This window comes from Arthrobacter sp. SO5 (genome assembly GCF_020532805.1).
Classification (GTDB): domain Bacteria; phylum Actinomycetota; class Actinomycetes; order Actinomycetales; family Micrococcaceae; genus Arthrobacter.
The window spans coordinates 33,868-60,106 of sequence record NZ_MQTQ01000036.1; the positions used below are offsets into that span (position 1 = coordinate 33,868).

A 26,239-nucleotide genomic window follows, 5' to 3' on the forward strand; every position below is an offset into this window, starting at 1 on the left:
TACTTTCCGCCCGCGACGCGCCGGCGTAGCGTGAGGGCATGGTGGAGCAGACGCGGTGCCATCCGCTCGGACTGGTTCCTTTGATCCTGCTGCTGGCTGGATGCGCCGGCGGCGGCACTCCGGCGCCGGATCCTGCGAGCGACTCCCCGCCTTCGTCGTCCACGGCCCCAACCTCCGTCGCGGCACTTCCTCCGCCTGCCGGGCATTACGAGGCGGGATGCCTGCAGGGCCAGACCGACGCTGCGGGGTTCAGCCCGACCGGCGGAAGGCACTTCAACGTCGACCCGCTGTTCATCAGGGACAACTACTCCCAGACCGGCGATGTCACACCTCAGCCTATGAACGGCGTTCAATGGATGAAGGATCCGTACTGGCTGCGCGCCGGGCAGACGGTCACCGTCACCGTGGCGTCGGAGCAGCAGACGACCGTGGGACTCGTGGCCCAGTACGGGGCGACAGAGGGCAACACATCCGTGACCTTCACGGCGTGCCCGGAGGAGAAAACCCCCTACACCTGGTGGCCGGGCGGCTTCCTGGTCCACGGAACGGAGACCAGATGCATCAGGCTGAGCGTGGAGGTGGCGGGGACTCAGGGGGCCAGAAGGCCTGTCATCCCCGTCGGTTCCGCCCCGTGCCCCACGTCCTGGTGAGGGTCTGAAGGATTCCGTCAGACTGTCGCGCCCTGACCCAAGTCAGCGGGGTGGGGTCAGCTCCATGCCACGGAACGATGCTTATCTCGCATAGACCAGAAATCCGTGGTCGTAGCTCACGGCGCGCCAAACCTCATCTGCTCCGCCCACCAAGAGAGCGGAGACACCGGCAACCAGCCTAGGTCCAGCGATTAGCTAGCGGCTTGTTGGTTGAGGGTGTGGGCAAGGCGGTAGGAGTCGGTGCCGGTTTCGATGATGGTTCCGTTGAAGGTCAGCCGGTCCACGATGGCGGCGCAGAGACGCGGGTCGCTGAAGGTTTTGGTCCAGCCGGAGAAGGATTCGTTGGACGCGATGGCGATGGAGTTCTTCTCCTCGCGCTCGGTGAGGACCTGGAAGAGGAGTTCGGCGCCGCGGCGGTCCAGTTCCATGTAGCCCAGTTCGTCGATGCAGAGCAGGTCCACCCGCCCGTAGCGGGCGATAGTCTTTGCCAGGACTTTCTCATCGGCGGCTTCGACGAGTTCGTTTACGAGCCGGGTGGCCAGGGTGTACTTGACCCTGTAGCCCTTCTCGGCGGCGGCCGTGCCGAGTCCGATGAGCAGGTGGGATTTGCCGGTTCCAGAGTCCCCAATCAGGCAGAGGGGTTGTCCTTTGCGGATCCATTCCCCGGTGGCCAGGGTGTGGATGGTGGCGGGGTTGATGTTCGGGTTTGCATCGAAATCAAAGTCCCCGAGCCACTTGTCCCGGGGAAAGTTCGCGGCTTTGACTCGGCGGATCGAGGAGCGCCGGTCCCGGTCGTCGCATTCGGCCAGCAGCAATTCGGCCAGAAAGCCTTGGTAGGAGAGTTGTTCCTTCCCCGCGACGATGAGGGCTTCATCGAGGACCCCGCGGATGGTGGGTAGGCGCAGTCGGCGGCAGGCCTGGTCCACGGCGGCGACCGCTGCCTGCTCAGTCAGGCCGCGCCGCCGGCGCAGGGTCGGGGTGATGGTGGTGGCCGGTGCGGTGGGGCTCATGAGATGTTCTCCTTTGACGCGGTTCCTGCGGGGTATTCGGAGCGTTTGGCCAGCAGCTCGTCATAGGCATTGACCGAGGGAAGGGGCCGGATGTCAGGCGGGAGTCCGGCAATGACCGCGGCGGGGTCCATGAGCCGGCGCTGGGTGAGACTGACAACCCGTTGCACTTTCTCTTCAACATGAGCACCGGGATGACGGTCGGAGCTGGCCCCACCCAGGGAAGAGGTCATGGCGTGTCTGCGGGCTTCGACCGCGACGACGTCGGCGCTGACCGCGCCCACTCCCAGCGCCGCGCTGATCCCTGCATGAATGTCTGTGGCATTCATGGACCGGTGGAGGAGCAGGACGTCGATCAGTTCCCGGGTCAACGGCGTCGCCGTTGACCCGGCGGGAGGCGGCCCAGAAGGCTTCGTGGGCGGACGTGAACGCCCCGGACTCCCGCGCTCTGGCCAAAGCGGTGGAGCCGGGGAGGGCTCCGGGTTTGGTTTTGAGAACTTCGAGATAGTGATCCAGCTGGACCGATTGACCGGACCGGGCGGCGACCCGCTGATGCCTGGCGACCACGGTGCGGCCATCGAACACCACGACCTCGGACGCCCGCAGCGAGACCCGGACCCTCCGGCCGATGAACCGGGCCGGGACGGAGTATTTCACCATCCGGACCGTGATCATCGAGGACCTATCGACCCTCGGGTTCAGCACCAGGCCAGGATCAAATTCCTCGGCCGGCAACGGGGCCAGGAATGGCCGTTCGATCTCGAAGTCCTGGCCTATGGTGCGGATCCTGTCGTTGATCCGACGGGCCTCGTCCTCGGCTTCCCAAGCCCGTATCCGGTCGTTGAGCTCGTCCAGGGAGCCAGCGACCGGCATCGGTGAAAGCCGGTTGCGGCGGAACCAGCCCACCTCACCCTCGACGCCGCCCTTTTCATGGGCCCCTGCGATGCCAGGCTGGCAATAGAAGGGATCGAAGCCGTAGAACGAACGGAACAGCACCCACCGGTCGTTCTCCTGGCGGTGCCGGCCCTGCCCGAACACCACAGCGGTCACCGCGCTGGTGAGATTGTCGTAGCGGATGTGTTTGGTGGGGATGCCTCCCAGAACTTTGAAGGCCTCGATGTGCCCTTCGAGGAAGGCTTCCTGGGCCTGGGTCGGGTAGATCCGGTGGATTGCTCTGCCCGAATGCGATAGCCGGAAGATGAACATGTGGCACTTCGTTTTCGCCCCGTTCAGCACGACATAGACCTCGCCGAAGTCCACCTCGGCCTCCGCGCCCGGAGCATGTTCCTGAGGGACGAACACCTCGACGCGGCGGCCGGCCTCGACATCAATCTGGGCTCGACGGACCCTTACGTAATCACGAACTGTCGAATACGACAGCTCCTGCGCACCGTGCTCTTCGATGAGTCGGGCCAAAATGCGGCGGGCGGTATGGCGCTGCTTCCGTGGCGCCGTCGTATCCTCGGCCAGCATCGTGTCGATCGCGCCCTTGAACGGCTCGAGCCTCCAGGACACACCCTGTCTCTGTTTGCGCTCCGGAGGGGCGGCCGAATCCAGAGCCTGCCTCACCGTTCGTCTATGAACTCCGTACCGGACCGACAACGCACGAACCGACAGGCCCTCAACCCGGGCGTCCCTTCGGATCCGCGCGAACAACTCCACTCTCGACTCCATCCAGACCAGCCTTCCGCCGCATCCATCCACTGATGGATCCAACGTTGAAGGTGGGGCCACAAATAACCGTCACAAGCGCCCGGCGAGTCATGAAGTGGGGCCAGATATAACCGTCCTACCGGGGCCATCCAAACCTGTCACAGCCACTCATCCGACTCGCACGGCGTCCGGTAAAGGATCCTCTACCGGACACCACAGGGTAAACCTGTCCGACTAAACGATGTCATGGCTGCATTCGTTGGATAGTCTCAGCTGGTGACTGACTACCGGCAACATCCCAGCGTCGTGGCACACTGGCGCGATGACTCACTCCAGCCCCATCCAGAAGCACAGGATGCGGGAGAGACCATATGGTTTGCTGTGCCCCCTGAACCTGATGCGGAACAGATGTGGGAGGGTCTTCGCGGTCGACTGGAGAAGGACGGCACAGCGACTGTTCTGGGCATCCCCGCTTATCTCTATGACCTTAACTTCGGTGATCGTGTGAACGTCATGCAATCTGCGGAGAACGCTCTCGTTGCCACCGGGGTGGAGCACGACGCTCGGAACTTCACCTTCAGAGTCCTGCTGAAATCTGACGACCCCAACGCGTGGCAGCCCCTAGGATCTGAGCTTGCCGAGCGCGGCTGCCTTCTTGATCTCATCTCTCCGCGGTTCTTCGCCGTATCTTCCAGCGAGGCCCAGGCACAGGAAGTCGCCGACAGATTGTTCGCATTGCAACACGAGGGCGTCCTTCATTATGAGACTGGTCGAACGCGGCAGCCGGGATAGGCGCCATGGGAGCTGGCGCCCGTTCTAGGATCCCCTTCCGGACGGGCCATGCGGCAAAGAGCGCCGCCAGAACCCCGCCATTTATCGCCGAAAGTCACAGCCCACTGCTGTCATTTTCCGAAGTCGTCTGCACGGAATGTCCGAAGTCCTCTGCGCTCCGGTCCAGGGGGAGTTGAGTGGGCGTCACCCAAACCGGTCAGGGTCCTGGCAGCGGCGTCGGGTGTCGCCGAGGGGGCACTGTCGACCGAGATCGCGGGGTTCGGTGGGGGCGGGTTCTTCGTCCTCGTATCGGTGGTCTTTCTTGGCCGTATGAGGAATAGCGGGATGAGTGCCGCGGTGATTGCGGCGCAGATGAAGAATGTTGTTCGGGGACTGGCAGTGCTGATGAGTGGGCCGGCGATACCGAGGCCTAATGGGCTGGCGAGTGTGAGACCGGCAGCCCAGAGGGTGAAGGCCGGTTGTTGTTCGTGGTCCTGAAGAAATGACTGAAGCATCGAGTACACCAGGGCCGTGAATGGTCCGAAGACCAGGCCTCCGAAGAAGAAGGCTGCGCACGTTCCGGTCACGGTTGTCGCAAGGCCGAGTCCGATGACGCAGAGCGCCCATCCGGCGACGATGGCGGTTATGACGGCCAGCTGAGGTGCTTTGCGCAGGAAGTTGACGGCGAATGCGCCGATAAACGCGCCTATCCCGAAGCAGGTCCACACCAGGCCGAGTGCGGTGGCTGGTTCTGCAAGGTCGCCTGTGATGAACAGGGGCAGGGCTACCTCCACGGGTCCGTAGAAGAGGTTGAAGAAGAAAATCAGCAGGAAAAGGCGTACGGCGGCCGGGTTGCGGGTGAGGATCTGAAGGCCAGAGGAAGGGGATTCGCGTCTGCTTTTTTGTACTGGCCCGCGTGCCGCGGGAATGCTGAAAAGCGTGGTGAGCAGAAGCAGGAACGAGGTTCCTCCATTGACTGCAAGCACGAATGCGGGTCCTGCAGTGGCGGCGAGCATTCCCCCAACGGCAGGTCCGATGATAAAGAGGCCCATGCTGTCCGTGGTGCCAAGGATGCCGTTTACCGAGTACTGGCCTTGCTTTTCAACGAGACCCAGGGCCAGCAGGCGCTGGCCGCTTGAAGACAGCAAACGAAGAAAGGAACTGACCGTCAGGAGCGCGATCAGGCTCCAGACCGTGAGTTGTTCGGTCCACGCCAGGACCGCTGCAAGGGTCAGGAGAGCAGACCTAAACGCCGTGTCGGCGAGGACGACAGTCTTCGGGATATACCGGTACCGGCTGAGCCCGTAGAAGAGGCTGATGCCTGTAGGGATAAGGAATGGAATCGCGAAGACCAGGGAAATAGCGAGGGCGGCGCTGAAGTCTCCATGGATCTGAAGGACCAGGATGGGAAGGGCTATGAAGGCCATTCCGTCCCCGATTTTGGCAACGGTGTCTCCGGTGAGGAAGGCTGCGAGCCGCTTCGTCCGCAGCACCTGCCAGTAGGAATCATGCTGCACGGCGACCGTCATAGGCCAGAGGCTATGCGCTCAAGTGCACTTGAGCGCAAGGCGAACCCCCGGTAGCTTGACTACATGTCTCCACCTGCCCAGCAGCAGCACCTGAGTATCGGCAAAGTGGCCGCGCGGTCGGGTTTCGCGGTGTCAGCGATCCGCCACTACGAGGAGCTCGGCCTTGTGCGCAGCGCAGGCCGGAGCGGACACCAGCGGGTTTTTGACCGCAGCGTGCTGCGCCGCCTGGCATTCATCGCTGCGGCCCGAAACGTCGGTCTGAGCCTGGCCGAGATCGGCAAAAGCCTTGAAGGGATGCCGCTGGATACGGCACCGACACCTGCGGACTGGAGACGGATCAGCGGACCCTGGAAAGCCAGGGTGGATGCCAGAATCCGGGAACTGAACGTCTTGAGGCGGTCCCTGGACGACTGTATCGGCTGCGGGTGCCTTTCAATGAAGACCTGCGCTGTGCTGAACCCACAGGATGAAGCCGCGGACGGGGGTCCCGGATCCCGGTGGATCATCACCGCTGCCGATGGCGCGAAGAAGACAACCGTGGGCAGGCCGCTTCGCGCTCAGTGACCGTTTTGTGCGATTCCTACAACGTCCCACGGCCTAGCACGTAAATTAACGATGGGTACGTGGGTCCATCGCCGCAAATCCACTCGTTATCCGCAGTTGTACGCGACATCGGGCTTCCCTCACACGGCGCCAGGTGGGTACCGTTTGGATCCTAGTGGGCTCCGTTTGTGTTGACACATTCAGGCGGCCGGCCACCCAAAGAGTGGTCGGCCGCCTCGGCGTTTTCCCGCGGTTGCTTGGATGGCTATGGCGCTGAATTGACCACTGAGGTCTGGACCGACGTCCACTTGATTGCCGTTCCTGCTGGAAAGTTCTCATCGGCTTTCAGCATGACCTCCCGTTCACCGATCAGCAGCCCGGTGGCCGGACCAATAATGATGTCCATCCGGCTTCGTCCATCCGGATAATCAATCCCGATCGCCACGCCGGTCTTGCCGTCCAAGGTTGCCTGCCGGTCTACGACGCTGACTCCGGGAATGAGTGCGGCCGATTTGTAGAGCGCGGCCCGCAGGTCTGCCGGGATGACTCCGGTGCGCAAGGTCTCCGCGATGTCTGTTAGCGCCTTGGTTTCCGGTGAGCGACCGGCGCCCTTGTTCCACGCCTGAATGATTTTCAGGAGAGCCTTGGGGTCGCGGGGCAGAGTTTTTATGCCCTCGTCCAGGGGCATGCCGAAGAGCTGACGCTCCGATTTGTAGAACTTCCCTCCAGGAGCCCGCAGCAGTTCGCTGCCGTCCCTCCCTGCGTCAGCCATCAACTGCTGCTGTTTGCTGGCTTCTGCTTTGGCTGCCTCACTGAAGAACGTGGTCGGGATCCGGGCTTCGCGGTTCCAGGTCCATTCGGCTGTGTGATCGGCGGGGACATAGAGATGATCGGACGTCTTGTCCAGCCACGCAAGCAGACTGCCGTCTTCTGATCGGACGGCGGAAGAGTAGACGGAAGTGGTATCAATCTTCAAGTATTGGGCCGGCCCGACGACCGGGTCAGAGGTGGTGATGGTTGCGGCTGCGGCGGCGTTCAACACTTCGGCTGCTTCGGCGGTCGCTCCAGGGCGGCCGGGGACGACGACGTCGGCCACTACAATGCCGCCGACGAGCAGTGCGGCGGCCGCCGATGCCATCAGGACACGGCGCCGGATGCGGATGGGACTCGCCGTGGCTGGGTCTGTGGCCAGAATGCGGTTAAGATCGGCGCGCGCCCGTAGCGTATCGGCGGAGCCCCTGTGGTCTGCGGCGTCCAACGATCGAAGCAAAGTGTCGATGTCTTGATTGCGGGTCATGGCGTGGTTGTCCTTTCAAGGGAGGAAGCTGGTGCGCGGCAGGGCTGGGGCAGGTGTTCGAGAAGGAGGCGGAGCGCCCGGCGGGCCCGGCTCAGTCGCAGACGGAAGGCGACCGGTGAGATGCCGAGCACGGCCGCTGCCTGCGGCGCGGTGAGGTCTTCGAAGACAACGAGGCCCAATGCCTCCTGATGGACCTCTGAGAGTATGCGCCAGGCTCTTCCCAGGTCCACGCGATTCACGATCGGGTCAGCGTCTTGGTCCAGGTAGGTCAGAGCTGCGGCATCTGCGAGGCGAACACCGAGTGCGAAGCGACGCTGTTCGCCTCGATGCGTGTTCAACAGAATGTTTCGCGTGATGCCGAAGATCCAGGCTCTCGCGTCCTCATGGCGGCCCGGCAACTCATCGAGGCGGCGCCACACGACAAGGAACGCGTCGGCGGCCACGTCTTCGGCGTGGTCTGGGTGTGCGCGACGTTGCACAAATCGAATGAGGTCTGGGTAGACCACTTCATACAACGATCTGAAGGTGTGCTCCCGATCAGGAGCTTGCGAAAAGTGCCTCATGCCCTATACCTGTCTGCTACCCGACCAAGTGTGTCGCACGCAGGCAATTAATTCTGGAAATCAACGTCGCGGTCGTTCCGTTTAGTAACCCTTGGCGGCTTGATGCGTCGAACACCATGGCGGTCCGCCGCGACGGGAACGCCAGGGGAGAGGCCCTGTCGAGAACATCAATAACGACCGTTATCGAAATTCGGGTGCTGCAAAACTGCTGGCCGATGAGTTCTGACTTATGTGGGTCGAAACCGGAGCAAGGTCGCGTGCAATTCGTAGCGAGATCCGGCGGCGTCCTGGTGACCTGGCTGATCAGTGACAACAGAACCGCGCAGCTTCCGGTTGTTAGGCCGGCCGCGACATATTCCTAGCCCAGCTGGTGCATGCACTCGACGCTTCAGTCGCGCAGGACTACCTGGTAGAGGTTGTGGTCTTGCCATTTTCCGGCAATCTGCAGGTATCGCGGTGCCATGCCAATCTGCTGGAACCCGGCCTTCTGCAGCACCCGCTGCGAGCCAACGTTGTGTAGAAGAGTGCTCGCCTCGATGCGATGCAGTCCGAGTTCGTCGCGTGCCATTTCGACTATCCTCTGGACCGCAGCGGATGCCAACCCGCGGCCCGCATAATCGCTATCCACCCAGTAACCCAGCCCCGCATTCTGGAACGGGCCGCGCACGATTCCAGCCACGTTGAATCGACCGACGAGTGTATCGCCGGCAAACAGGCCGAACGGATGCCCCTCGCCGGTTTCATGCGCGACGAGGCGGCTGGCAATGTCGGCAGCCTGCCAGGACTCGGTGTAATACTCCTCGGGCCGTACCGGCTCCCAGTGTGAAAGGTACTCACGGTTGCGCACGTACGCGGCGGCAAGCGCTCCCGCATCACTCAGGCGCAATACGCGCATGCTGACGCTCTCGCTGAGCTGGTGCGATTTAATCATCGGTCAACATTAGCCCAAATCGTCGATTTCCAATCAGGCTCGGCCGCCGATCAGCGCCCCCGGGTAAGGTGAGGATGCCCCTCAAGTTAGAACGTGCGAATGTTCAACTCCGCGGCAGGCTGGAAACCTAGTCGTGCGTAGAAGTCCCTCGACTCGACTGAGGGAGAAAGCACCATCCGTGCCGCCTTGATGCTCTTGGAGAACTGAATCGATGCCTCCACGAGCCGGCCCCCAATTCCGGCGTTCCGAAAGGCTGGGAGCACGTAGGCGTTGCCCAGGTAGACCCACCGGGAAGATGCCTTCCCTGGTTTGGGCATCCTCTCGAAGATCATGAGGTTGAGCATCCCGATAAGCTCGCCGTCCTGCTGGGCCACAAAGAACTTTCGAGGATTGGCATCCATCCAATCGCGGTAGGTGTCTTCAAAGTCTGGATCTTCCTGGATGGCAGGCTCCTGTTCGGACGCCCACATAGCTCTTAGCGTTGCAAGACCGGGCGCGTCATCTGGGCTTCCTTCCCGAATTGTGATCATGGCACCCACCATACTTCGGGGTTACAGCAGCACCCGCAATGCTCGTGATCCAGTCCCAGCAGCAGGCCCACGTCAAAAACGACCCTTAGTGACTTGCCCGGTGGGGCCATCCTGGGCGGTATTGGTAGGTGCGCCATTGCGGCTTGTCTATCGCGTTGGCCCGCCAATTTCTGGATGTGGGTGCAGGTTGCTGCTGATGGTCAGAACTCGCCATCGTTATCAAAGTTGGTCATAAGACCCGGGGAAGCGTTTTTGATTGACCGATCTTGACGCCGTCCGAATGACACTCCAGCGGGTCGCGTTGTTGGACGGTCTTGACGATGAAACACTCTCGCCATGAGTCCTCTGTTTGAACGCAAGAAGGTCCCGCCGCTATCGATTGAAGCTTCCGTGCATTTCGTATCAGCTGCTACGGCCATCCAAGCCACACGTCGACAGGTCTGGGAATTCATCAAGCCACCAGAGAACGGCGTTCTCATGGACCCCGACATTGTGTGCGGCTTCAAGGCGCCGGGCACAGAGGGTGTGGGAGAGCTCCAAGTATTCATCTCGATCCGCGACGGACTGGAACGTGTCTCGGCCCTGGAAGTGATGGAAGAGATTCCGCAGGAGCTGGCGATCACCAGGTCCGTGGGGGGAGAAGATCCAGCTGGGCGGGGACGGACAGTACTTCGTGATGGTGACGATGGTGCAACGGTCCTCGAACATGGGCAGTACTTCACACTGCCGGCCGGGGCGGCCGGATATCTCGGCGAATACGAACGGCAGCACAGACTCTACTGCCGACAGTATGTCGAGCGGGTGAAGGCATTCCTTGAGCGGCAGCCCGGCCAGCCGGTGGGATAGATAGGCGGCTCTGCCTTTCAAACTGAGCAGCGCCCCCGCCTGGGTCCAAGTCGCCGTGTGCTGGGCAGCTCCGTCGACACTGCCCTCAAGAATGGGACTGCAGAGGCTTTTGATTGACTCGATGACTACGGGGTGCGTTGGACGATGCGGTACACCGTGCTCCTGGCGACCTTGAACAGCTCAGCGATCTCGGTGGTGGTGTGTTGACCTCCCTTATATAGGGAGACGAGGTGGGCTTCCTGGCTTTTGCTGAGTTTGGGTTGTTTGCCGCGGAGCCGGCCTTTGGCTTTGGCGACCTGCATGCCTTCGCGGGTGCGGGCGCGGATGAGGTCTGATTCGAATTCGGCGACCATAGCCAGGACGTTGAAGAGGAGTCGTCCGACGGGGTCGGTGGGGTCGTGGACGGATCCGCCGATGCTGAGCTTCACGTTTCGCTTGGTGAGGTCTTCGATGATGTCCCGCGCATCCGGCAGGGAGCGGGCGAGCCGGTCGAGTTTGGTGATGACGAGGGTGTCGCCGGCCCGGACGGCGGCGAGGGCTTCGCGCAGTCCGGGTCGTTCTTTGTTTCTGCCGGTCAGGCCGTGGTCGACGTAGATCCGGTCAGCGGGGACGCCGAGGGCGGCGAGGCCGTTGCGCTGCGCGGTCAGGTCCTGTTCGTTGGTGGATACCCGGGCGTAGCCGATGATGTGCGCAGTCATGGGTGCAACTGTAGCGGTTGAGCGACCTAAGCGGGACAGTTTTGCGGGCGGGGTATACGCGAATCTCGGATCCCAGCATCTATGTGGGATTTTTCACGGCGGGGGAGCGGGTCGAAGGTGTCGCGGTGGGGGACCGGCTTACGGGCACCCACGGCAGCCCGAGTTCCTTGTCCCGTGGGCAACACATTTGTCGAGAAGGTGGGATTGTCACAACAAGGTCGCCAGATAGTGCAGGAACGGGCACCGAAATGTCGGGCCTGCCCTGCAATTCGGCAATGATCTCGCTATGCGTTGAGTCGCTGCGAGCGTCGCACTTCATACCTGCCAACGTCCGGCAGGTAGTCGTTTTGCGCAAATCTGACCACGCGTGCCCATTCTGGGTCCGTTAGATCAACGCCCCAATCCTCACTCTGCTCCGCACCTGCTAGTGGCGTCGCCCATTCGCTTATAGGGTCGACGATGCGAAGCACTTGACGACTGGGAAAGCGGCTATGAGGGTCGTGTTCCAGTTCTACGTGACCCGCCGGATCACCTAAGAGGTATCTGAAACCCGCGGCGATGTCGTCCGTAACTTGGCGACTAGATTCGACGAACACTCCAGGAGCCAGCCGGCCGTCGATGGTGTAACCCAGGAGGTGACGACCGCCCTCAATGGTCACCTGACCGACCACCAGTCGTGCATCTCCGTTGGGTGGGCGTGAGTCCAGCCACGCGAACGACTCTTCGAGATCCTCAGGCTCCTCGGGATGGAGGCGCCCCGGCATAGACGGCTGCGTTTTGAGGGGGAACCCCGTCCACTCCCCACGCTGTTCACGATGAACAATCTGAGGCGCAAGTGTTGCGAACGCGCGCAGCACCGAAAGCATCGTGCCAGCGACCTCCTGCCCACGGAGCCGTGCCTCAAACGCCGGCCGTAGCGCCTGAGTGCTCGGGCGGAGGGAACTATGCGCTGCTAGGGGCACGTCGTCCCAGGCTACGTAGATACGGAGGCCATGGAGTCCTCCCACCAAAACACCGGAGTCTTCCGAAGGACGGACGACATGAAGCACGTGTTGGCTGACGTTTCGCACATACTTGACGGCGTCGATTAGCTCACCAATGTCTGTGCTCAAGAGCTCCGATTGGTACGCCTTCTTTTCAAGGATGCTGCCGCCCAGGCGCTCATTCAAGGTTTGAGCTGCGGAGAGGAAAGTTCGGACCTCAGTGCCCAGTGACTCAATATCCGCCGACGTTGCGGTCTTCGCGTAGAACGCCGATGCGGCCACCTGGATGTCACCCATCAGCGCGGTGAGGACGGTTACCTCATCAGATGTGAGATTCACGGTAGTGGGATTGCTGGAGTTCATCCTCAAATGTTAGACGCGGTCCGCTGCGGGCGACGCAATCGTATCGGCGGCGGAATCCCTGAGTCGATGGGAGATCCACCGCACCACACGTACTTCGCCGCCATGGCCGTCTAGGACATCGATGCCCGCCAGCTGGTTCGCTTCCACGAAGCCCCGTTTGAGGATCGGCGGATTCAGGCGGTCTCCCAACGGGCGGGGTTGTGCAGACGACTTTGGACATTCTGTGCAGTCGACTTCGGAAACTGACAACTACCGTCGCAGCGGTCGCTGGTCGGTGAGACGTCTCGTATCTCAAGGGTTGTGAGAGGCATCCGGTTGGGGATGGGAACTGCCGGGACCTTTAACATTGGCAAATGGTGCCGAACGGCTTACCAGGGCGGTGTCGCGGACACTGCCTTATGCAGGGCGGGCGCCGCAGAGTTGCTCGGCATAGGGAAAGATCGTGCCAGGGAATCCATTTCGTGGCCGGGAGCGTGGCAGCCGGAGGCCTGTGCCGCTTTGCTTCAATTTATCGACGGCGACGACCGAGTTGAGATCGTCGTGGAAGATCCCCTCACTGCGATACACGGCACCTGCGGGGTACGTCTACCTCGAAGGTGCCAATCTGATGGTCGTTTACGACCGCTCGGGTCGTTCAGGCGTTCATCCTTGGCAAGTGGACAAGACCTCGACGTGCTTGACCGCAGAAGGCGGGTTTACTGACCGACAGAATACGGGAAGGCTCAGTTCATGACGCACCTATGTCCTTCTTCTGAATGTATGTTCCGAGTGTAAAGTTGTGTGTAAACTGCGGTCATGACAGATGTCGCCGCTTCACGTCGTCCCCACTTGGAGAACTCGCCCTTAGTGCTCGTCCTCTGCGAAATCCGCTTCTCTCCCGTGCTGGCAATTGATCAACACGTCACCGCTATTCAGGACCATCTTCGCAACAACGGTTTCCCCGACTACTCCGTCGCCACCCAGCAGCAGATTCAGTTCGGCGTCGATGGAGGCGTCCAGCTGCAGCCGAGTCTTCGCTGGTCGTTCGCCTCGGCCGACAAGAAGCGCGTGATAACCCTGACAACTTCCTCGATCGCGTTGCAGGTGACCGATTACCGGACGTTCGAGGACTTTCAGGAGGCGTTGCGTCTCGTCGTCGATGTGCTGAGACGAGAGGTTCAACCTAGCTATGCCGACCGGATAGGCCTGAGGTATGTCGACGCCGTCGTGAACGTCGGCTCCGATCTCACCGAAACCTTCACGGAAGCCGTTACAACGTTTAGCCCGGAGGACTTGGGGGTGGAATCGCTGCTGTCCAGCCAACAGATCCTCGCCCGGTCGGCAGTCGGGCAGCTCCTGATCCGGATGAACCAGGTGGAGAACACCCCGATTCTCCCGCCGGACCTGCTGACACCCGACTTTCCGCAGTTGGCCGCGGTTAAGCCGGGTATCCATGCAATATTGGACATTGACAGCTCGGATGAGTCCCGAACCGCATTCAACTTCGACGTGATCGAGCCCCGACTCTGGTCGGTGCACGGGCCGGCCAGCGCGGCCTTTTGGAAATCCGTGAGGCCGGAAGCCATGAAGAAGTGGGGACTCGTGCCAAGCGACCAGACAGGAGAATGAAATGACCACCACACTCGAACGTCCGCGAACCGGCACCCAGTGGGCATTCACGCCATTGGCCGCGGGAAGCGACAGCGGGGCAAATGCCACGCGGCAGCTGGTCGAGGCGCTTTCGGCGGGCTTAGGGACGGGATCCGACCCTGTTCGGTGGCTGGCTTACTGCAGTCACATGTCGTCGACCAGGTCGTGGTCCTTGTTCGACCGGGAACCGCAGGCACCCGTCTTAGAGCGTCGTCCTGTCTCAGACCTCGTCGACACTATCCGGTCGGCATTCCAACTGTCCGTCACCGAGCTCGCGTCGGTGCTGCGCGTCAAGCGTCCAACAATCTACTCGTGGTTGAAGGACAATCCCGAGCTTCGCCCGGAGAATGAGGATCGTCTTCGCCTCATGGCATCGCTGGCGGATGAGTGGCTGAAGCTCGTGCCTGGGGTGCAGGGGCCCACCTCCCTCCATGCTGCAGCGCCGTCGAGGGACTTCGTCGAACTTCTGTCTTCCGAAGTTTTCGACGCCGATGGTATTCGGATGACACTGGCAGATGAGGCGACGGCGGCGAGGAGCGTCACGCGTCGTAGCCGCTTCCGGGAAGACCTCAGGTCGCGTACCCCGCGACGTTCAGAGTCAAACTTTGACGTTGCGACGGGAAGACCCCTCGGCCCCCAGACGATCAGATGAGCTTCAGTGAGCTCGAGGCAATCACTGCGAGGGGATGGACGCAGGGATCTTTTCTCGGCACTGACGCCGCACGCGACATCGGGCTCGACGGTGACGACATCGACGGATGGCTCGTCGCGTCTCACCCGTGTGATGTAGTCTCCCGGAGTTTGGGCAACGAACCTTTCGTGGACCTCGTGCCCGTGCGCCTGGTCGACGCAGTTGACGGCACCTACGCCTTCGGGGCGAACCCCAGAAAACTCCACGTCGACATCGTTGAACGCGCATTCGAAGCCGACCTGATCGGTCGGCGGACGCTAAGTCGGGAACTGCTCGGAAACGTTACGCCCGCCGGGAACCTGGACAAGAAGTCGGCCCGCACGTTCGCTCAGTGGTTGGGCAGCCGGTACTCCCGGCCGTTCTTCCCAGATGCGTTCAACGACCGCCGGCAGCCATCGTCAAAACGTGTCAACACGGCCCTGAAGCGGCTTGGCTCAAGCCTGTCGGGGGTGTACATCGATGTGGCAGACGCGGAGCTCGGCGACGACGAGGTCTATACGGTCACCTTGCTGTTCACTATTCTCCCAGAGGTGCTCAATGACCCTTCGGCCTGGGCCGACGCGAACAAGGCCGCCGACCAGATCGTCGACCTATGGAACGACGAGAAGGGGATCATTGTGGACAAACACTTCGTCGAATCCGAAGATGACGTCCCGATCAGCATGCTCAGGACTTACACGCGGCTCGACTTCGACTCCTACACAATTCGTGGCGATGAAGCCGGCGACCAGCCGCTTTCGATCTCGATCTAGCAGGCCGCGGTTCCCGATGATCGATTCTGGGTCGTAAGACGCGGTTCGGTTGCCAGGTGATGTGTGTGCGCGAGCTCAGGCCAGGGCTAATCGCTGACGTGTGAGGTGCACGCAGCAGCAGGGCCGCTACTTGGTGCACTCAGGTGTCATGCAACCAGAGCCTCTCGCATCCCTAGGGTTTCGAGAGATGAATGCATGTTGCAGAGTAGGGAGCCGTCCAAAAGGGCATCAGGACGATTGAGGCCGCGACGTCGCTCACCCGGGCAGGTCACACGTGGGGCGAGGGCAGAGTTTACTTGTTGAGGTACGCGACGATCTTCTCAGCGCGGTCAACGGCAGTTTTGCGGACCAATTCGAAGTCCAGCTCCATAAAGTCATCCGCTGTAAAGTAGCGAGCGAAAAAGTCCTCGTCACCCACGTGCCAGAACCGCCCGCTCTTGTGGAGACGCGTCTCTGACGCGAAGAGAGCCACAGCCAGGTCGCCAAGTTGCTGGAACTGAGCGAAGGTGGGATCGAGAAGTAACTCGTGCGTTTTTGAAACGACGATCATGTGTCCTGCGTGGCGCTGGAAGGCCGTCCCTTCCTCTAATTCGCCCCCGATGGTGACGGAGCCGTATCGGCCGAGGAAGTTCTGCCCGAAGGCCCGGCCGTATTCCCCAGTGGCTACACTCCGTCCAGTCCCCACGTTGACGGCGAACAACGAGACGGGGCGGGCTTCGAGGTCGTAGCCCAAGCGCTCCCCTACCTCGAGCATCAGAGCAGCCGCTTCCACACAGTGTGGCCCTTTGTATGTACCAGCAACCAGTTTCGTCGCTCGCTGGAGGGGTGATAGAGGGTCGGACATGAGCAGATCCAATCGTCGTTAGAACAGCACCGGAGAAGCTTAATTCTCTTTGAGGGGTCCGTTTGCGAACGGTCTTGCTCCGGAGTGTTCATCCGCAAAGATCTTTCGCAGCCTGCGTTCCAAAATCAGCCCTGGCACTCCAGGAGTCGCTTTCCATGTGATGAGGAGCTCCTCACAATCGGCGAGTTGCCAGATACGGCACCCGCCGGCATGCGATTTAGGGAAACCCTTGCCATATTGACGGTAGGAATCTATGCGACCACGAAGATGTGTCATCTGACCGGCTTTCATGCCCGCGCCTCCGATATAGAGCACCGGGGTATGCGGAACCCAGTTTCTAATGAGAGCGTCAGCGGGCCGCACAGTTCGATCCTGACCCTTAAATCGTCCTCCTCGGCTCTCCCGGAGAAAGTTCGGCTCTTCGGAAGAGGGTCGGAGAACTACGTATGCCCCGAAGTCGAGTGGTGGAGCCATCGGGTCCATGGTCGTGAAGGGGTGGAATTTCTCGAAGCCCAGGCTCTCAAGTGATTTGCGGTCCATAGTTGATTTCATCACGACCCCGCTGAGGCGTCAGTTTTCGCCGAAGCGGTCGTAGGCCAGCCCCGTAGCAGTGTCTCGAAATCTCCGCGCCTCAAAACCCTAGCGTTTCGAGACGCTGAATTATTAAGCACCCTTGATGACCGCGGCAGTGCTCGATGCCTCGTCACGCTTCAACACGGCGCCGCGTGGGACGCCGAAGAGAACATAGTTGTGGAACGAAATCGGATGGCGTGTCGCCATTTTTCAAAGAACCGGCCCCGGGCGTTCCACTTCCAAGGTTCTCTCGGGGTCGAGAGGACTCCGGCAAGGAACAGAGCTCGTTTGTGCAGGTCAGGCGTCGTCGGACGCCCTACTGACGTGGGCCACATGTGTGGTCCTAGTGTTTTCACCTGTTGGAGTGGGGCCGGTTGAGTCGGGCCATCAGCTCGCACCGGGGCAGACTCATCGGCCAGTCCTAGACCACGACATCTTGAGCCGCCAAGCGAACTCTGATCTGGATCCTGACGATTCATCATTGGAAGAGCCTCTGTAGGGTGGTCGTATGGGGAGATTTTCATTGATCAGTGTTTTCGCTTTGGTAGTTGCGGCGTTGGTTTCAGGATGCGGCGAAGCTCGAGGCGCTCCCGACAGGGAGGAAACTTTCGCTGTCCAAGGAGCAGAATGTACTGCTCAATGGTGGCTTGAACCAATGGTTGACGATGTCCCCAGGGCAGCGTCTGACGCAGCCAGCCGGGCGCTCACCTCGGCCGAGGTTGAAGCGTCTGAGCTAGAGGAGTGGAAGAGGACCATCACGGAATCTCAGTCCGGCGACCGAGAGATCACCGAGAGCCGGCTCGAAGGGTTCGCGCACGTTGAGGCAGTTAGGGCTGAAGTCAGATCGGGTCTGGCTGAAGCGGGGTTCCCAGACGCGCCCACCCGCCTCATCGAGGTCTATTCGGATGTGAAGTGCAGCTGATTTGATCGGGCGTTACTCTGGCGCCCGCAGGTGTGGGCCTAGTGGTTGCTCTCGTCGGGGTGCGGCCGGTTAAGTCGGGTCATGAGCTCTCGGTTTGCGGCCCGTGCCGCGTCGAGCTCGTCGTCGCGTTCTGAGAGTTGTCGACGTTGTTCTGCGGTGTGTTGTTCCAGTTCGGTGACGCGGTGATGCAGACGGTCGACATCGTCGGGGGCCCCGAGGCCGGACTCCCGCCACACCTCTTCACCGAGATGCTCGGACAGACGCTGGCGGACTTGGGCGTTTTCGCGGGACAGACGGGCGATGCGCTCATGGGCGTTGGCCAGGTCTGTAATGAGGGATGGCCTGCTGACGCTCGGTCCTCCGGTCTTTGCGGTGGTTGGTTCGGCGGCCTTGAGAAGCACCGCGGCGTGGAGGTCGCTGTGGCGATAGAGAAAGCTGCGGTCCACCCCGGCGCGGCGGGCGATCGAGGAGATGCTGATTTCGGCGCCCAGATGGACAGCTTGCTCGAGCGCGGCGAGGACACGTTGCCGGCATCGTGTGCTGTGGGCCTGCCGGGCCGCGGCGATGCCGCTGGTGTTGCTGTTCACAGTTTCTCCATTCCCGCGCTGGGACCGGGCTCGCCCCTGATCGCGGGCATGCCCAGATTGGTCACTTGGCGGGTGCGCCGGACGGCTGAAATTGCGGCGACGATGTCGGCTTGCTCGGCGGGGGCGAGCTGTTCAAGGTGTTCCCCGACCCGGTGCACGAGTTCTTTCACCCGGCGGATTTCCTCCTCCGAGGGTAGAGCTTCTGTTCTGGCCCAGTTTTCAAGATCGGTGGTGGCCAGCACGCGTTCGCGGTCACTGAGCAGGTCATGCAGGTATGCCTTCAACTCCGGCAGATGCGAGGGATCGGTGTGGAAGTGATCGCAGCCGACGCAGCGAAACCGGAATGGACAGGCACCACCCCCTGCCTGGACGTTAGAGGGTTCGTGACAGTTGCCGTACGGCACCGATACCTGGCCGAGCGTGTGGCGCGCGTGCTCGTCGTCGAGTAGAGCCTGGGCGTCCCGCCAGAGGTGGTTTCCGTGCCGGTCGAACCGGTGGTCGGCCAGCCGGTCGACCGCGGCACGGCGGCGTTTCTCGCCGACCTGGTAATAGGCCTGAGTCGAGCTCAATAGCTCGTGGCCCATCAGCTCGGCGAGTACATCGAGCGCGACGCCGGCGTCTGCATGCCGTTGCGCGTAGGTGTGCCGATAGGAGTAGGGCGTGATCGTGGTCAGATCGTAGCTGCTGCCGTCGGACCGCCGGAGAGGAGAGGGCAGCGAAGCGAGCCAGCCGCGGTGGGCCCGGCCGATACGATGCCGAGCCAGCGGACGCCGGCCGTCCGGGTCTTCGTCAGAGGGCAGCAGAACCAGCGACGCCGGGTTGCTGCCGGGGAACCGCTCCCGGATTTCCTGCTGTTGGGCGGTGATCAGGTCGGCGGTCGTGTGGGTGATCGGAAGCCGCCGGCCCGGCCTGTTGTTCTTGAGGTCGTCGTAGACCAGGACATAGTTCCCGTCGTGGTCGCGGTCCATGCAGTCCCAGGGCAGGTTCAGGATCTCCCCGGGCCGGCGGCCTGTGTCGATGAGCAACTCGATCGCAACGGCCAACTCTTTCGGCACGCGGGTGCGCAGCAGCGGCAGGGCATCGCAGAGCTGGGCGAGGATCTCGGACGGCAGCGACCGGTTGGGAGTTTGCCGGTCTGGGCGCCGGGGAACGTCCTCGCGGCGGAACGCGAAGTCGTCAGGCAGCCCGCTGAGCGGGTCACCAGCCCGTGTCAGGCCGAGCAGCCGCATCTGACGCAGCGCATGATGAGCCTTTCGACAGCTCAGGGATCGGGACAACGCGGTGATCTTCCCGCAATCCTCCAGGTAGGCGAGACGTTGCAGAAACAACTCAATGTCGGGGCGCCCGAGGTCACGGATGATCAGGCCGCGGTCGCTTCTATGGGCGCACAAGCTTTCTGAGAGCCCCGCCATTGCCGCCACGTGGGCCCTCAGCACCGTGGTGGCGCCCTCGCCCCGACGACGTATCAGGTCGTGGATCGCCCACCGTTTCGCACCCTCGCGTAACCAGGGTTGGCTGATCGCCGTGAAGTCCAACCGCCCGCTGTGGCCAAACAGGGACATCGCCCAGATGTCTTTGGCCCGTTCTGCTTCCAGCTGGTGCTCGTGCGTCGACGTGACCAGAGCACGGGCTGTCATCGCGGTCACCTCGTCACGTTCCCGGTGACGTGGCGGCCAGGGCTACCCGCTCCACCGCTGCGCGCAACCGCTCCGGTGCCGGGTGGAGATACACCTGGCTCGAGCTGATCGAGGCATGGCCGAGGAGCTCCTGGACCTCGTCGATGCTCCCGCCGGCGTCCAGGACGTTACTGGCAAATCCATGACGCAGCGCATGCGGGTGCACGGCCGGATCCAGACCCGCACGGCGGGAGGCCGCGGCCAGCAATTCGTTTACCGCAGCCGGAGTCATCGGCGCGCCCATGGGTGCCCGGAACAGGTTCACGAACACGAAATCGCTCTCACCCGCCGCGGGATTCATGACTCTCTCGGTGAAGTACTGGTCGTGGGCATGCACGACCAGTGAATCCACGGGGACGATGCGGGAGTGCCGCGCTTTTGCCCACGCGCCGTTGGTATTCTGCCTCCGCACCACATGCAGGTGAGATCCAGGGAAGCCACAGCCCAAGGACGATGAGTCGACCAGGAAATGGACGTCCTCACGCCGCAGCCCCACCAGCTCGCCGCGACGCAACCCCGCCCGCGCGAGCAGCATCACCAGCAGCCGGTCACGGGCCGAGAGGCATGCCCTCAGCAGTGCGAGGACGTCTTCATCGCTGGCCCGGTCCGGCCGTTGCCTGATAGCCGGAACCCGGTGCCGGGCCTTCATCCGCAGCCTCCAGGCGCCGTCCTCACCGCGCGCCTCAGCCGGCAGATCCTGGCTATTGGCAAGCTCGTAAAGATGACCAAGCACTCCTCTCGGAGCCTCGCCGTGATCCACCGCAAAGGTCAGGAAGCCCCGCACCCCTGCGAGCACGCAGTTAATCCGCCGCGGTCCTCGGACCGCAGCCTCGACCGGACCGCCGGGCGTTGTCCCCGGCTGTGACGGGGAGTGGCGGAGCCACAATACGAACGCCGGCATCTTCCCCGCAGCCGCACGCCAATCCTGCCCGGTGGCCGCGCACCACGACAGATACAGTGCGACCGCGCCCGCGTAGGTCTTAGTCGTCGACTCGGCAGCGTCACGCCCGAACCGTAAGTACCGCAGGTATGCATCCGCCACAGACATGACCAGCAGGTCCTCGCCGATCACTGTCCAGTAGCGCATTCCAGAAGGCATCTGGACTGGAAAAGTTCGCATAGTCATCTCCTATGCCAATCATGGCCGCCATGACGAAGAACACCTGACCGACACACGGAGAGAACCCGTCGTCCACCAAGCAAGCGACCCAGCCTGTGCCACAGTCCACGACAGGCGATCGGACCCCCATAGAACCAAGGAAGTGGGACCCGCAAGAAGCCAGTGGCGCGGGAGTGACTGTTCGTTCGGGATGGCGGTTTAATCGCAACTCAAAATGGCGGTTCTGCGGCGCCAGCCGGTTGGTATGGAATGTGTTTCGAGTTCACCACGGTTCGCTCGAAGAACCGCGACATGGTCGCGTTCGAGGGAACCTGGCCGAACACGCCGGGTGAGGCACGCTGGATGTCCAGATCCGAGACGTGTTCCCCGCCCGCGGCCAGCATCGCCGCCAGCGACCCGAGCAGCCGTCCGAGACGATGCGTCGCTCCGGCGGGAACGCACTGGCCCAGCCGATCCTCGCACGACGCCCCGAATCCCGCAGCGTCCATGAAGCCGGTCAGTACAGCCACGGCGGCGTGGGGAACGAGCGACCGGCCGGTAAAAACGATCGGAACCAATGGGAAAAGACAGGCCAGCTTCTGCATCGAAAGGGCGCTCCTTCGCCAGACAAAATATAGGTCTCGACAACGAATATTTTCCCAGTTCAGGGCACCCTTTCCCTGCTTAAACAAGCGCCATCAACAATCACGCCATGAAACCCCCAGGCTAGGTAAGAGTGGTTGCGTCGGGAAAGCTCCTGCTCGGTAAGCTTCAGGTTCTCGGCTCCAAACCCCCGCGCCCAGGTTGAGCAAGCGCTTTTTTCGCATGGAATGCTAATTGATCAATCTATTCTGAGAAGGCCATCCTTGCATAGTAACGGGCGCAATCCTAAGGTTCTCCGCAGGTTTTCTCCATCCGTTAGATTTCTAGTCTGAAACGCTTGCTTCCCGACGACCGCACCGCTAGCCTCGGAGCAATATTGGACTTGCAAAGGGGGAGCACGTCATGAAAAGTATGCTGAAAATGGCTGTGGCGGGAGTTATTGTTACGGGCGCTGCAGTAGCAGTCACAGCTTTGGTTCCGTCTCCAGAAGACAATTCCCTGGATGCCTCACGGATCATACCGTCACTTTCCAACCCGCAGCAGGCCGCGGATAAAGTACCGGCGGCAGTGATGACCGTGCTTGACCCAACGTTGAAACTCGACCCTTCGCAGACACGCCTGCTTGGAAAAGTCGATACCGTCACGTACTACGGCGTCGCAGCGGGCGACAAGATCTGCATGGTTCCTGTCGATGCCACCGGAAAAGACAACGGGTTCATCGGTTGCACGCTGCTGAAAAGCTTCGAATCCGGCGGTTTGAAGTTCGAAAACGCGGAGCGGACGGAAGCGGCCTGGTTAATAGCTCCCGCAGCGGCAGCGAAGAGCATGGGGTCCGTCAAGAGTGAAGCAGGCTGGAGCCAACAAGCACCAAACTTCCTGGTACGGAACAGCAAGTAATTCCTTTGACCATCTTTGAAAGGAACAAGTGAGAGCTCGTTGAATAATTTGCGAAATACAGTCGGCATTGGTGCAGCCGCATTGGCACTTCTCCTCACTCTTCAGGCATCGCCCGCCAATGCCTATGCAAACGGAACTTGGAGCGCACAACCATATGGATGCAATCCTGGAACTTTCTACGGCTCAAGCTGGTTCGATGCTTCTTATGCCAAGGCGTACACTACCGAATCCAACAATTTCTGCTGGATTGGAAATGTTAAGGTGGCAACTGCCATTCATGACGAGTGGAGCAGCGTCCGAGGCCCTTACGTCGTTGCTTCCAACTGGGCCTATTCTTCCTACCCTGCCTATGTCAACGATTACAGGTGGGGTGGATTCCATTCTTGGGGTGACAGCGGCGGACGCCGCACTTGAGTCTTAGTATTAGATCGCGCAATGGCCCGGCTGGGCGATCCAGTCGGGCCTTTTGCGTTGTATCTACAGACGCAGCTGGCGATAGGCGATGGGCTGGTCCAGATTTACTTGTTGTTGCGGACCAGGAAGTTTGGGGCCTGTTGGCTCCAGCCTGCTTCACTCTTGACGGACCCCAGGGCCTTCGCTGCCGCTGCGGGAGCTATCAACCAGGCCGCTTCCGTCCGCTCCGCGTTTTCGAACTTCAAACCGCCGGATTCGAAGCTTTTCAGCAGCGTGCAACCGATGAACCCGTTGTCTTTTCCGGTGGCATCGACAGGAACCATGCAGATCTTGTCGCCCGCTGCGACGCCGTAGTACGTGACGGTATCGACTTTTCCAAGCAGGCGTGTCTGCGAAGGGTCGAGTTTCAGGCCCGGGTCAAGCATGGTCATCACTGCCGCCGGTACTTTATCCGCGGCCTGCTGCGGGTTGGAAAGTGACGGTATGATCCGTGAGGCGTCCAGGGAATTGTCTTCTGGAGACGGAGCCGTGGCAATAACCGCTGCTGCAGCGCCTGTAACCACGGCTCCGGAAATCACAATCTTGAGTCCAAGGCGCATCGATGCGACCCTGTGCATGATCGTGGGCTGAGATTCTGTGCTCGTAGCAGTCGCCATGCTAACGAGTTGCCTCCGTAGAGCCACTCTCCGGTCTACCTGAAACGCGGGCTTATTCATTGCGTCCTCCATCCATGCATTACCTGATTCCCAGGTGCATGCTCTCGTGAAACTTCGCTGAACAGGATTCCGAGCCGGGATTTTGCGCGATGGAGTCGTGACTTAACGGTCCCATCGGCTATGCCAAGGGTGGTTCCTGCCACTTTGGTGCTCAAACCCTCAATGACACAGAGAGTGAGTATGTCGCGGTCCAGCGGTCTCAGCTGAGCGAAGGCTCTTCTGATAACGGAGGATTCGCTCATGCGTTGGGCTGCGTCTACGACGTCCTCTGCTACGTCTGGGGCGGCTTCTGGTGATGGGAGCTGGCTCAAAAAGTGCCTATACCGCTGCTGTTGACGGGAGTGATTGCGAATCGTGTTGTTCGTGGTAACTAGCAACCAAGGCAATACCGAGTCATTGACGATCCGAACACGTATGCGGCAACGCCAGGCCTCATAGAAAACCACGGCCGTCACATCATCAGCTTGATGAGGCACACCCAGCACCCTTAGCGCGTGGCTCAATACCCGGCCATGATGTCGGTCGAAAACCGCACCGAATGCGTCACCGTCCCCGCTGACTACGCGGCACCATAAGACCCCGTCTGAAATATCCGACTCTTCGCCCATACCTAATAATGTCCGGTCAGCTCAAGTGGTTCCATATTTGGCTCTGCCTAATCTGATGCTAGGAACTACTTACCTAAGCCGCTGCCAATCCTTCATGCTCTTCGCCCTGAAAGAGCGGGACTGTCTGAATTGCGCACGTCAAGTTTCTGAGACAGTTTCGTCGTTGTATTTCGGTTACGCGGCCAGGGATTCCTGACCGCGGGTCTGGTGGGCGGTGAGGGCTGCGACCGGGGTTCGGTGGCCCGCTCTGGCGTTTGGCCGTTTGCGGTTGTACCAGGACTCGATATAGTCCATGACCGAGGTGCGGGCGGCGAGCCGGCTGGTGAAGCTGTGGTGGTGGTAGAACTCGGTCTTCAGATGTGAGAAGAAATTTTCCGCGACGGCGTTGTCCCAGCACACGCCGACCTTGCCCATGGATTGGGTGACGTTGTTCCCGCCGCACCAGCCCTGGAATTCGGCAGAGGTGTACTGGGTGCCGCGGTCCGAATGGAAGACTGCCCCGTCCGCGTGCAGGTAGCCGTGGTCGCGGGCCATGGCCAGCGCCCCGGTGCACAGCTCGGTGCGCATGTGGCGGTCCATGTTCCAGCCGATGACCATGCCGGTGCACAAATCGATCACGGTGGCCAGATACAGCCAGCCCTCGCCGGTCTTCAGGTACGTGATGTCTCCGCACAGCCGGGTGCCGGGCACCGCGGAGGAGAAGTTCCGCTTGCCGTTTTCATCGAGCATGTGGTTCTCGATATGGGCGGTCTTCGCCTGCGGGTCCTGTTCGGTGGTCTTCTTCCACGCCCGGGTCCGGACGGCGCGCAGGCCCCGCTCGCGCATGATGGCCCCGACGGTGGGTTGGGAAACGCTGATCCCGTCCTCCTTGAGCATCCGGGCCAGCTGATCCCTGCCGGCCTTGCCGGCGGCGTCTTTGAACTTCCCGGCCACCGCTTCCACCAGCGCCTGGTGGCGCACGGCCCGCGGGGACGGGCCCGCAGGGTTGCGCCACCGGTAGAACGAGGCCCGGGAGACCTTCAGGGCCCGGCATAGCCAGGCGACGGGATGGTTCGCCTTCTCCGCTTCGATGAACTCGTAGAAATCCTCTACCGTTGCTTCGCTGCAAAGAAGGCGCTGACTTTTCCCAGGAACTCAATTTCCTGTCTCAGCTTTGCGTTCTCGGCCAGCGCTTTCTGATGCTCTTCCCAAGGCACGGCATCCTTCTCCCCGGCCGCGAACCGGTCAGGATGATCCTCCCGGTATCTGCGCACCCAGGTCCCCAGAGTGCCCTCGTTCACACCGATATCCGTCGCCACCTGGGCGATCGGACGACCCGAGGAAATCACCAGCTCCACGGCGTCGTCCTTGTACTTCTGGCTATACCTCTTACCGTCGGTCATGCGAAGAAAGGCTCCTAACAAGCTGTCTCACAAAACCATACGGCCGCAAATAACGGTGGATCCATGGTTGGCCTGACACGCCGGGCGGGTGCCTACCGAGGTCATCGTTCATGGAATCGACCTAGCGGTCGCCACGAGTCAAGAACATCTCATTGACGAGGCATCGGCTCAGCATTTGCTGGGCACCATGCAAGAAATGCCAATGATGAAGCAATTCCGCGTCCCGGATGTCTTCGGACCCGAACTCAACTCGCCACCGACAGCACCAGCCCATCGGCGCCTCATGGCCTTCCTGGGAAGATCGTGGGATTGCCAACCCACGCCCGATGACCTGAACACGGCAGGAACCAGAGCGCCGGAAAATGCAGAACCTGCGGTTAACGCCGGACCGGGCGCCCCCGGGTCTGGGCTGCTGCGGGTATTTCGGACAGCGGAATTAGTGGATTCTTCTACGCTGCCAGGGCTGGCTGTTGATAACCATA

General features: G+C 61.3%; 26 protein-coding genes and 2 pseudogenes. 10 read left to right on the plus strand and 18 right to left on the minus strand.

All coding sequences use genetic code 11. The annotated features are described in order from the left end of the window. Positions 1–38 precede the first annotated feature (38 nt). Complete coding sequence (locus BJG92_RS06330; RefSeq protein ID WP_232083176.1) at positions 39–650, plus strand: hypothetical protein; 612 nt, start codon at positions 39–41, stop codon at positions 648–650. Between the two features lie 191 nt (positions 651–841). On the opposite strand, the gene istB is transcribed toward BJG92_RS06330, so the two are convergent. Both istB and istA read right to left on the minus strand, forming a co-directional pair. After that, positions 842–1,660, minus strand: a complete 819-nt coding sequence (gene istB / locus BJG92_RS06335; RefSeq protein WP_232083177.1) for an IS21-like element helper ATPase IstB — start codon at positions 1,658–1,660, stop codon at positions 842–844. Continuing rightward, positions 1,657–3,331, minus strand: a pseudogene (gene istA, locus BJG92_RS06340) (IS21 family transposase). The gene istB and the pseudogene istA overlap by 4 nt, the downstream one beginning before the upstream one ends. A gap of 255 nt (positions 3,332–3,586) precedes the next feature. Between istA and BJG92_RS06345 the strand changes: the two are divergent. Beyond that, positions 3,587–4,102 (plus strand): DUF4265 domain-containing protein, encoded by a 516-nt coding sequence (locus BJG92_RS06345; protein ID WP_232083178.1) that lies wholly within the window; start codon positions 3,587–3,589, stop codon positions 4,100–4,102. A gap of 110 nt (positions 4,103–4,212) precedes the next feature. Here BJG92_RS06345 and BJG92_RS06350 read toward each other — a convergent pair whose 3' ends face one another. Further along, entirely contained in the window at positions 4,213–5,610 is a 1,398-nt protein-coding gene (locus BJG92_RS06350) for an MFS transporter (RefSeq protein ID WP_232083179.1), read from the minus strand. Positions 5,611–5,673: 63 nt separating this feature from the next. Between BJG92_RS06350 and soxR the strand changes: the two genes are divergently transcribed. Next, on the plus strand, positions 5,674–6,174 hold the full coding sequence (gene soxR / locus BJG92_RS06355; protein ID WP_232083180.1) for a redox-sensitive transcriptional activator SoxR: 501 nt from the start codon (positions 5,674–5,676) through the stop codon (positions 6,172–6,174). Positions 6,175–6,418: 244 nt separating this feature from the next. Here soxR and BJG92_RS06360 read toward each other — a convergent pair whose 3' ends face one another. The 4 genes from BJG92_RS06360 to BJG92_RS06375 all read right to left on the minus strand — a co-directional run bounded on the left by BJG92_RS06360 (position 6,419) and on the right by BJG92_RS06375 (position 9,474). After that, positions 6,419–7,411, minus strand: a complete 993-nt coding sequence (locus BJG92_RS06360) for a CU044_5270 family protein (protein WP_232083181.1) — start codon at positions 7,409–7,411, stop codon at positions 6,419–6,421. Between the two features lie 35 nt (positions 7,412–7,446). Further along, the gene (locus BJG92_RS06365) at positions 7,447–8,013 is read right to left on the minus strand and encodes an RNA polymerase sigma factor (RefSeq protein ID WP_232083182.1); all 567 of its coding nucleotides are present in this window, start codon (positions 8,011–8,013) and stop codon (positions 7,447–7,449) included. 388 nt (positions 8,014–8,401) lie between these two features. Continuing rightward, positions 8,402–8,944 (minus strand): GNAT family N-acetyltransferase, encoded by a 543-nt coding sequence (locus BJG92_RS06370; RefSeq protein ID WP_232083183.1) that lies wholly within the window; start codon positions 8,942–8,944, stop codon positions 8,402–8,404. 86 nt (positions 8,945–9,030) lie between these two features. After that, positions 9,031–9,474 carry a GNAT family N-acetyltransferase gene (locus BJG92_RS06375; protein ID WP_232083184.1) on the minus strand — a complete coding sequence of 148 codons (444 nt, stop codon included), beginning with the start codon at positions 9,472–9,474 and terminating at the stop codon, positions 9,031–9,033. Between the two features lie 336 nt (positions 9,475–9,810). Here BJG92_RS06375 and BJG92_RS06380 point away from each other — a divergent pair, with 336 nt between their 5' ends. Continuing rightward, on the plus strand, positions 9,811–10,320 hold the full coding sequence (locus tag BJG92_RS06380; RefSeq protein WP_232083185.1) for a hypothetical protein: 510 nt from the start codon (positions 9,811–9,813) through the stop codon (positions 10,318–10,320). 125 nt (positions 10,321–10,445) lie between these two features. Here BJG92_RS06380 and BJG92_RS06385 read toward each other — a convergent pair whose 3' ends face one another. Both BJG92_RS06385 and BJG92_RS06390 read right to left on the minus strand, forming a co-directional pair. After that, positions 10,446–11,018 carry a recombinase family protein gene (locus BJG92_RS06385; protein WP_232083186.1) on the minus strand — a complete coding sequence of 191 codons (573 nt, stop codon included), beginning with the start codon at positions 11,016–11,018 and terminating at the stop codon, positions 10,446–10,448. Positions 11,019–11,302: 284 nt separating this feature from the next. Beyond that, positions 11,303–12,364: a hypothetical protein gene (locus BJG92_RS06390; protein WP_232083187.1), complete on the minus strand. Its 1,062-nt coding sequence runs from the start codon at positions 12,362–12,364 to the stop codon at positions 11,303–11,305. 795 nt (positions 12,365–13,159) lie between these two features. On the opposite strand from BJG92_RS06390, the gene BJG92_RS06395 reads away from it, so the two are divergent. From BJG92_RS06395 to BJG92_RS06405, 3 genes are read left to right on the plus strand one after another with little or no spacing between them, the layout of a single operon-like run. Further along, positions 13,160–13,972 (plus strand): TIGR04255 family protein, encoded by an 813-nt coding sequence (locus BJG92_RS06395; protein ID WP_232083188.1) that lies wholly within the window; start codon positions 13,160–13,162, stop codon positions 13,970–13,972. Position 13,973: 1 nt separating this feature from the next. Then, the gene (locus BJG92_RS06400) at positions 13,974–14,645 is read left to right on the plus strand and encodes a hypothetical protein (protein ID WP_232083189.1); all 672 of its coding nucleotides are present in this window, start codon (positions 13,974–13,976) and stop codon (positions 14,643–14,645) included. After that, positions 14,642–15,436 carry a hypothetical protein gene (locus BJG92_RS06405; protein ID WP_232083190.1) on the plus strand — a complete coding sequence of 265 codons (795 nt, stop codon included), beginning with the start codon at positions 14,642–14,644 and terminating at the stop codon, positions 15,434–15,436. Before BJG92_RS06400 ends, BJG92_RS06405 begins: the two co-directional genes overlap by 4 nt. A 292-nt stretch (positions 15,437–15,728) precedes the next feature. On the opposite strand, the gene BJG92_RS06410 is transcribed toward BJG92_RS06405, so the two are convergent. Continuing rightward, positions 15,729–16,280, minus strand: coding sequence for a hypothetical protein (locus BJG92_RS06410; RefSeq protein WP_232083191.1), 552 nt, complete (start codon positions 16,278–16,280; stop codon positions 15,729–15,731). A gap of 1,228 nt (positions 16,281–17,508) precedes the next feature. Here BJG92_RS06410 and BJG92_RS06415 point away from each other — a divergent pair. After that, on the plus strand, positions 17,509–17,775 hold the full coding sequence (locus BJG92_RS06415; RefSeq protein ID WP_232083192.1) for a hypothetical protein: 267 nt from the start codon (positions 17,509–17,511) through the stop codon (positions 17,773–17,775). Between the two features lie 38 nt (positions 17,776–17,813). On the opposite strand, the gene BJG92_RS06420 is transcribed toward BJG92_RS06415, so the two are convergent. The 4 genes from BJG92_RS06420 to BJG92_RS06435 all read right to left on the minus strand — a co-directional run bounded on the left by BJG92_RS06420 (position 17,814) and on the right by BJG92_RS06435 (position 21,742). Beyond that, positions 17,814–18,362 (minus strand): DUF6262 family protein, encoded by a 549-nt coding sequence (locus BJG92_RS06420; protein WP_232083193.1) that lies wholly within the window; start codon positions 18,360–18,362, stop codon positions 17,814–17,816. Then, positions 18,359–19,999 (minus strand): tyrosine-type recombinase/integrase, encoded by a 1,641-nt coding sequence (locus BJG92_RS06425; protein ID WP_232083202.1) that lies wholly within the window; start codon positions 19,997–19,999, stop codon positions 18,359–18,361. The genes BJG92_RS06420 and BJG92_RS06425 overlap by 4 nt, the downstream gene beginning before the upstream one ends. Before the next feature lie 13 nt (positions 20,000–20,012). Then, positions 20,013–21,158, minus strand: a complete 1,146-nt coding sequence (locus BJG92_RS06430; RefSeq protein WP_232083194.1) for a tyrosine-type recombinase/integrase — start codon at positions 21,156–21,158, stop codon at positions 20,013–20,015. 209 nt (positions 21,159–21,367) lie between these two features. Next, entirely contained in the window at positions 21,368–21,742 is a 375-nt protein-coding gene (locus tag BJG92_RS06435; RefSeq protein WP_232083195.1) for a hypothetical protein, read from the minus strand. A 400-nt stretch (positions 21,743–22,142) separates the two neighbouring features. Between BJG92_RS06435 and BJG92_RS06440 the strand changes: the two genes are divergently transcribed. Further along, positions 22,143–22,637 (plus strand): hypothetical protein, encoded by a 495-nt coding sequence (locus BJG92_RS06440; RefSeq protein WP_232083196.1) that lies wholly within the window; start codon positions 22,143–22,145, stop codon positions 22,635–22,637. Positions 22,638–23,155: 518 nt separating this feature from the next. Here the strand turns inward: BJG92_RS06440 and BJG92_RS06445 are convergent. The 4 genes from BJG92_RS06445 to BJG92_RS06460 form a co-directional block, all read right to left on the minus strand. Beyond that, complete coding sequence (locus tag BJG92_RS06445; protein WP_232083197.1) at positions 23,156–23,767, minus strand: hypothetical protein; 612 nt, start codon at positions 23,765–23,767, stop codon at positions 23,156–23,158. After that, entirely contained in the window at positions 23,764–24,375 is a 612-nt protein-coding gene (locus tag BJG92_RS06450; RefSeq protein ID WP_232083198.1) for an RNA polymerase sigma factor, read from the minus strand. The genes BJG92_RS06445 and BJG92_RS06450 overlap by 4 nt, the downstream gene beginning before the upstream one ends. Positions 24,376–24,549: 174 nt before the next feature. Continuing rightward, positions 24,550–25,446: an IS3 family transposase gene (locus tag BJG92_RS06455; RefSeq protein WP_232083203.1), complete on the minus strand. Its 897-nt coding sequence runs from the start codon at positions 25,444–25,446 to the stop codon at positions 24,550–24,552. Between the two features lie 17 nt (positions 25,447–25,463). Beyond that, entirely contained in the window at positions 25,464–25,757 is a 294-nt protein-coding gene (locus BJG92_RS06460) for a transposase (protein WP_232083199.1), read from the minus strand. 88 nt (positions 25,758–25,845) lie between these two features. Here BJG92_RS06460 and BJG92_RS06465 point away from each other — a divergent pair. Continuing rightward, positions 25,846–26,239, plus strand: a pseudogene (locus BJG92_RS06465) (hypothetical protein); the annotation flags it as partial.

Coding starts and splice junctions, on each gene's coding strand:
- BJG92_RS06405 (WP_232083190.1), top strand. CDS start 14,642: ATGAGCTTCAGTGAGCTCGAGGCAATCACTGCGAGGGGATGGACGCAG.
- BJG92_RS06435 (WP_232083195.1), bottom strand. CDS start 21,742: ATGCAGAAGCTGGCCTGTCTTTTCCCATTGGTTCCGATCGTTTTTACC.
- BJG92_RS06450 (WP_232083198.1), bottom strand. CDS start 24,375: ATGGGCGAAGAGTCGGATATTTCAGACGGGGTCTTATGGTGCCGCGTA.
- BJG92_RS06445 (WP_232083197.1), bottom strand. CDS start 23,767: ATGAATAAGCCCGCGTTTCAGGTAGACCGGAGAGTGGCTCTACGGAGG.
- BJG92_RS06440 (WP_232083196.1), top strand. CDS start 22,143: ATGAAAAGTATGCTGAAAATGGCTGTGGCGGGAGTTATTGTTACGGGC.
- BJG92_RS06430 (WP_232083194.1), bottom strand. CDS start 21,158: ATGCGAACTTTTCCAGTCCAGATGCCTTCTGGAATGCGCTACTGGACA.
- BJG92_RS06350 (WP_232083179.1), bottom strand. CDS start 5,610: ATGACGGTCGCCGTGCAGCATGATTCCTACTGGCAGGTGCTGCGGACG.
- BJG92_RS06380 (WP_232083185.1), top strand. CDS start 9,811: ATGAGTCCTCTGTTTGAACGCAAGAAGGTCCCGCCGCTATCGATTGAA.
- BJG92_RS06410 (WP_232083191.1), bottom strand. CDS start 16,280: ATGTCCGACCCTCTATCACCCCTCCAGCGAGCGACGAAACTGGTTGCT.
- BJG92_RS06395 (WP_232083188.1), top strand. CDS start 13,160: ATGACAGATGTCGCCGCTTCACGTCGTCCCCACTTGGAGAACTCGCCC.
- BJG92_RS06365 (WP_232083182.1), bottom strand. CDS start 8,013: ATGAGGCACTTTTCGCAAGCTCCTGATCGGGAGCACACCTTCAGATCG.
- BJG92_RS06415 (WP_232083192.1), top strand. CDS start 17,509: ATGGTTGACGATGTCCCCAGGGCAGCGTCTGACGCAGCCAGCCGGGCG.
- soxR (WP_232083180.1), top strand. CDS start 5,674: ATGTCTCCACCTGCCCAGCAGCAGCACCTGAGTATCGGCAAAGTGGCC.
- BJG92_RS06330 (WP_232083176.1), top strand. CDS start 39: ATGGTGGAGCAGACGCGGTGCCATCCGCTCGGACTGGTTCCTTTGATC.
- BJG92_RS06460 (WP_232083199.1), bottom strand. CDS start 25,757: ATGACCGACGGTAAGAGGTATAGCCAGAAGTACAAGGACGACGCCGTG.
- istB (WP_232083177.1), bottom strand. CDS start 1,660: ATGAGCCCCACCGCACCGGCCACCACCATCACCCCGACCCTGCGCCGG.
- BJG92_RS06375 (WP_232083184.1), bottom strand. CDS start 9,474: ATGATCACAATTCGGGAAGGAAGCCCAGATGACGCGCCCGGTCTTGCA.
- BJG92_RS06400 (WP_232083189.1), top strand. CDS start 13,974: ATGACCACCACACTCGAACGTCCGCGAACCGGCACCCAGTGGGCATTC.
- BJG92_RS06390 (WP_232083187.1), bottom strand. CDS start 12,364: ATGAACTCCAGCAATCCCACTACCGTGAATCTCACATCTGATGAGGTA.
- BJG92_RS06370 (WP_232083183.1), bottom strand. CDS start 8,944: ATGATTAAATCGCACCAGCTCAGCGAGAGCGTCAGCATGCGCGTATTG.
- BJG92_RS06385 (WP_232083186.1), bottom strand. CDS start 11,018: ATGACTGCGCACATCATCGGCTACGCCCGGGTATCCACCAACGAACAG.
- BJG92_RS06425 (WP_232083202.1), bottom strand. CDS start 19,999: ATGACAGCCCGTGCTCTGGTCACGTCGACGCACGAGCACCAGCTGGAA.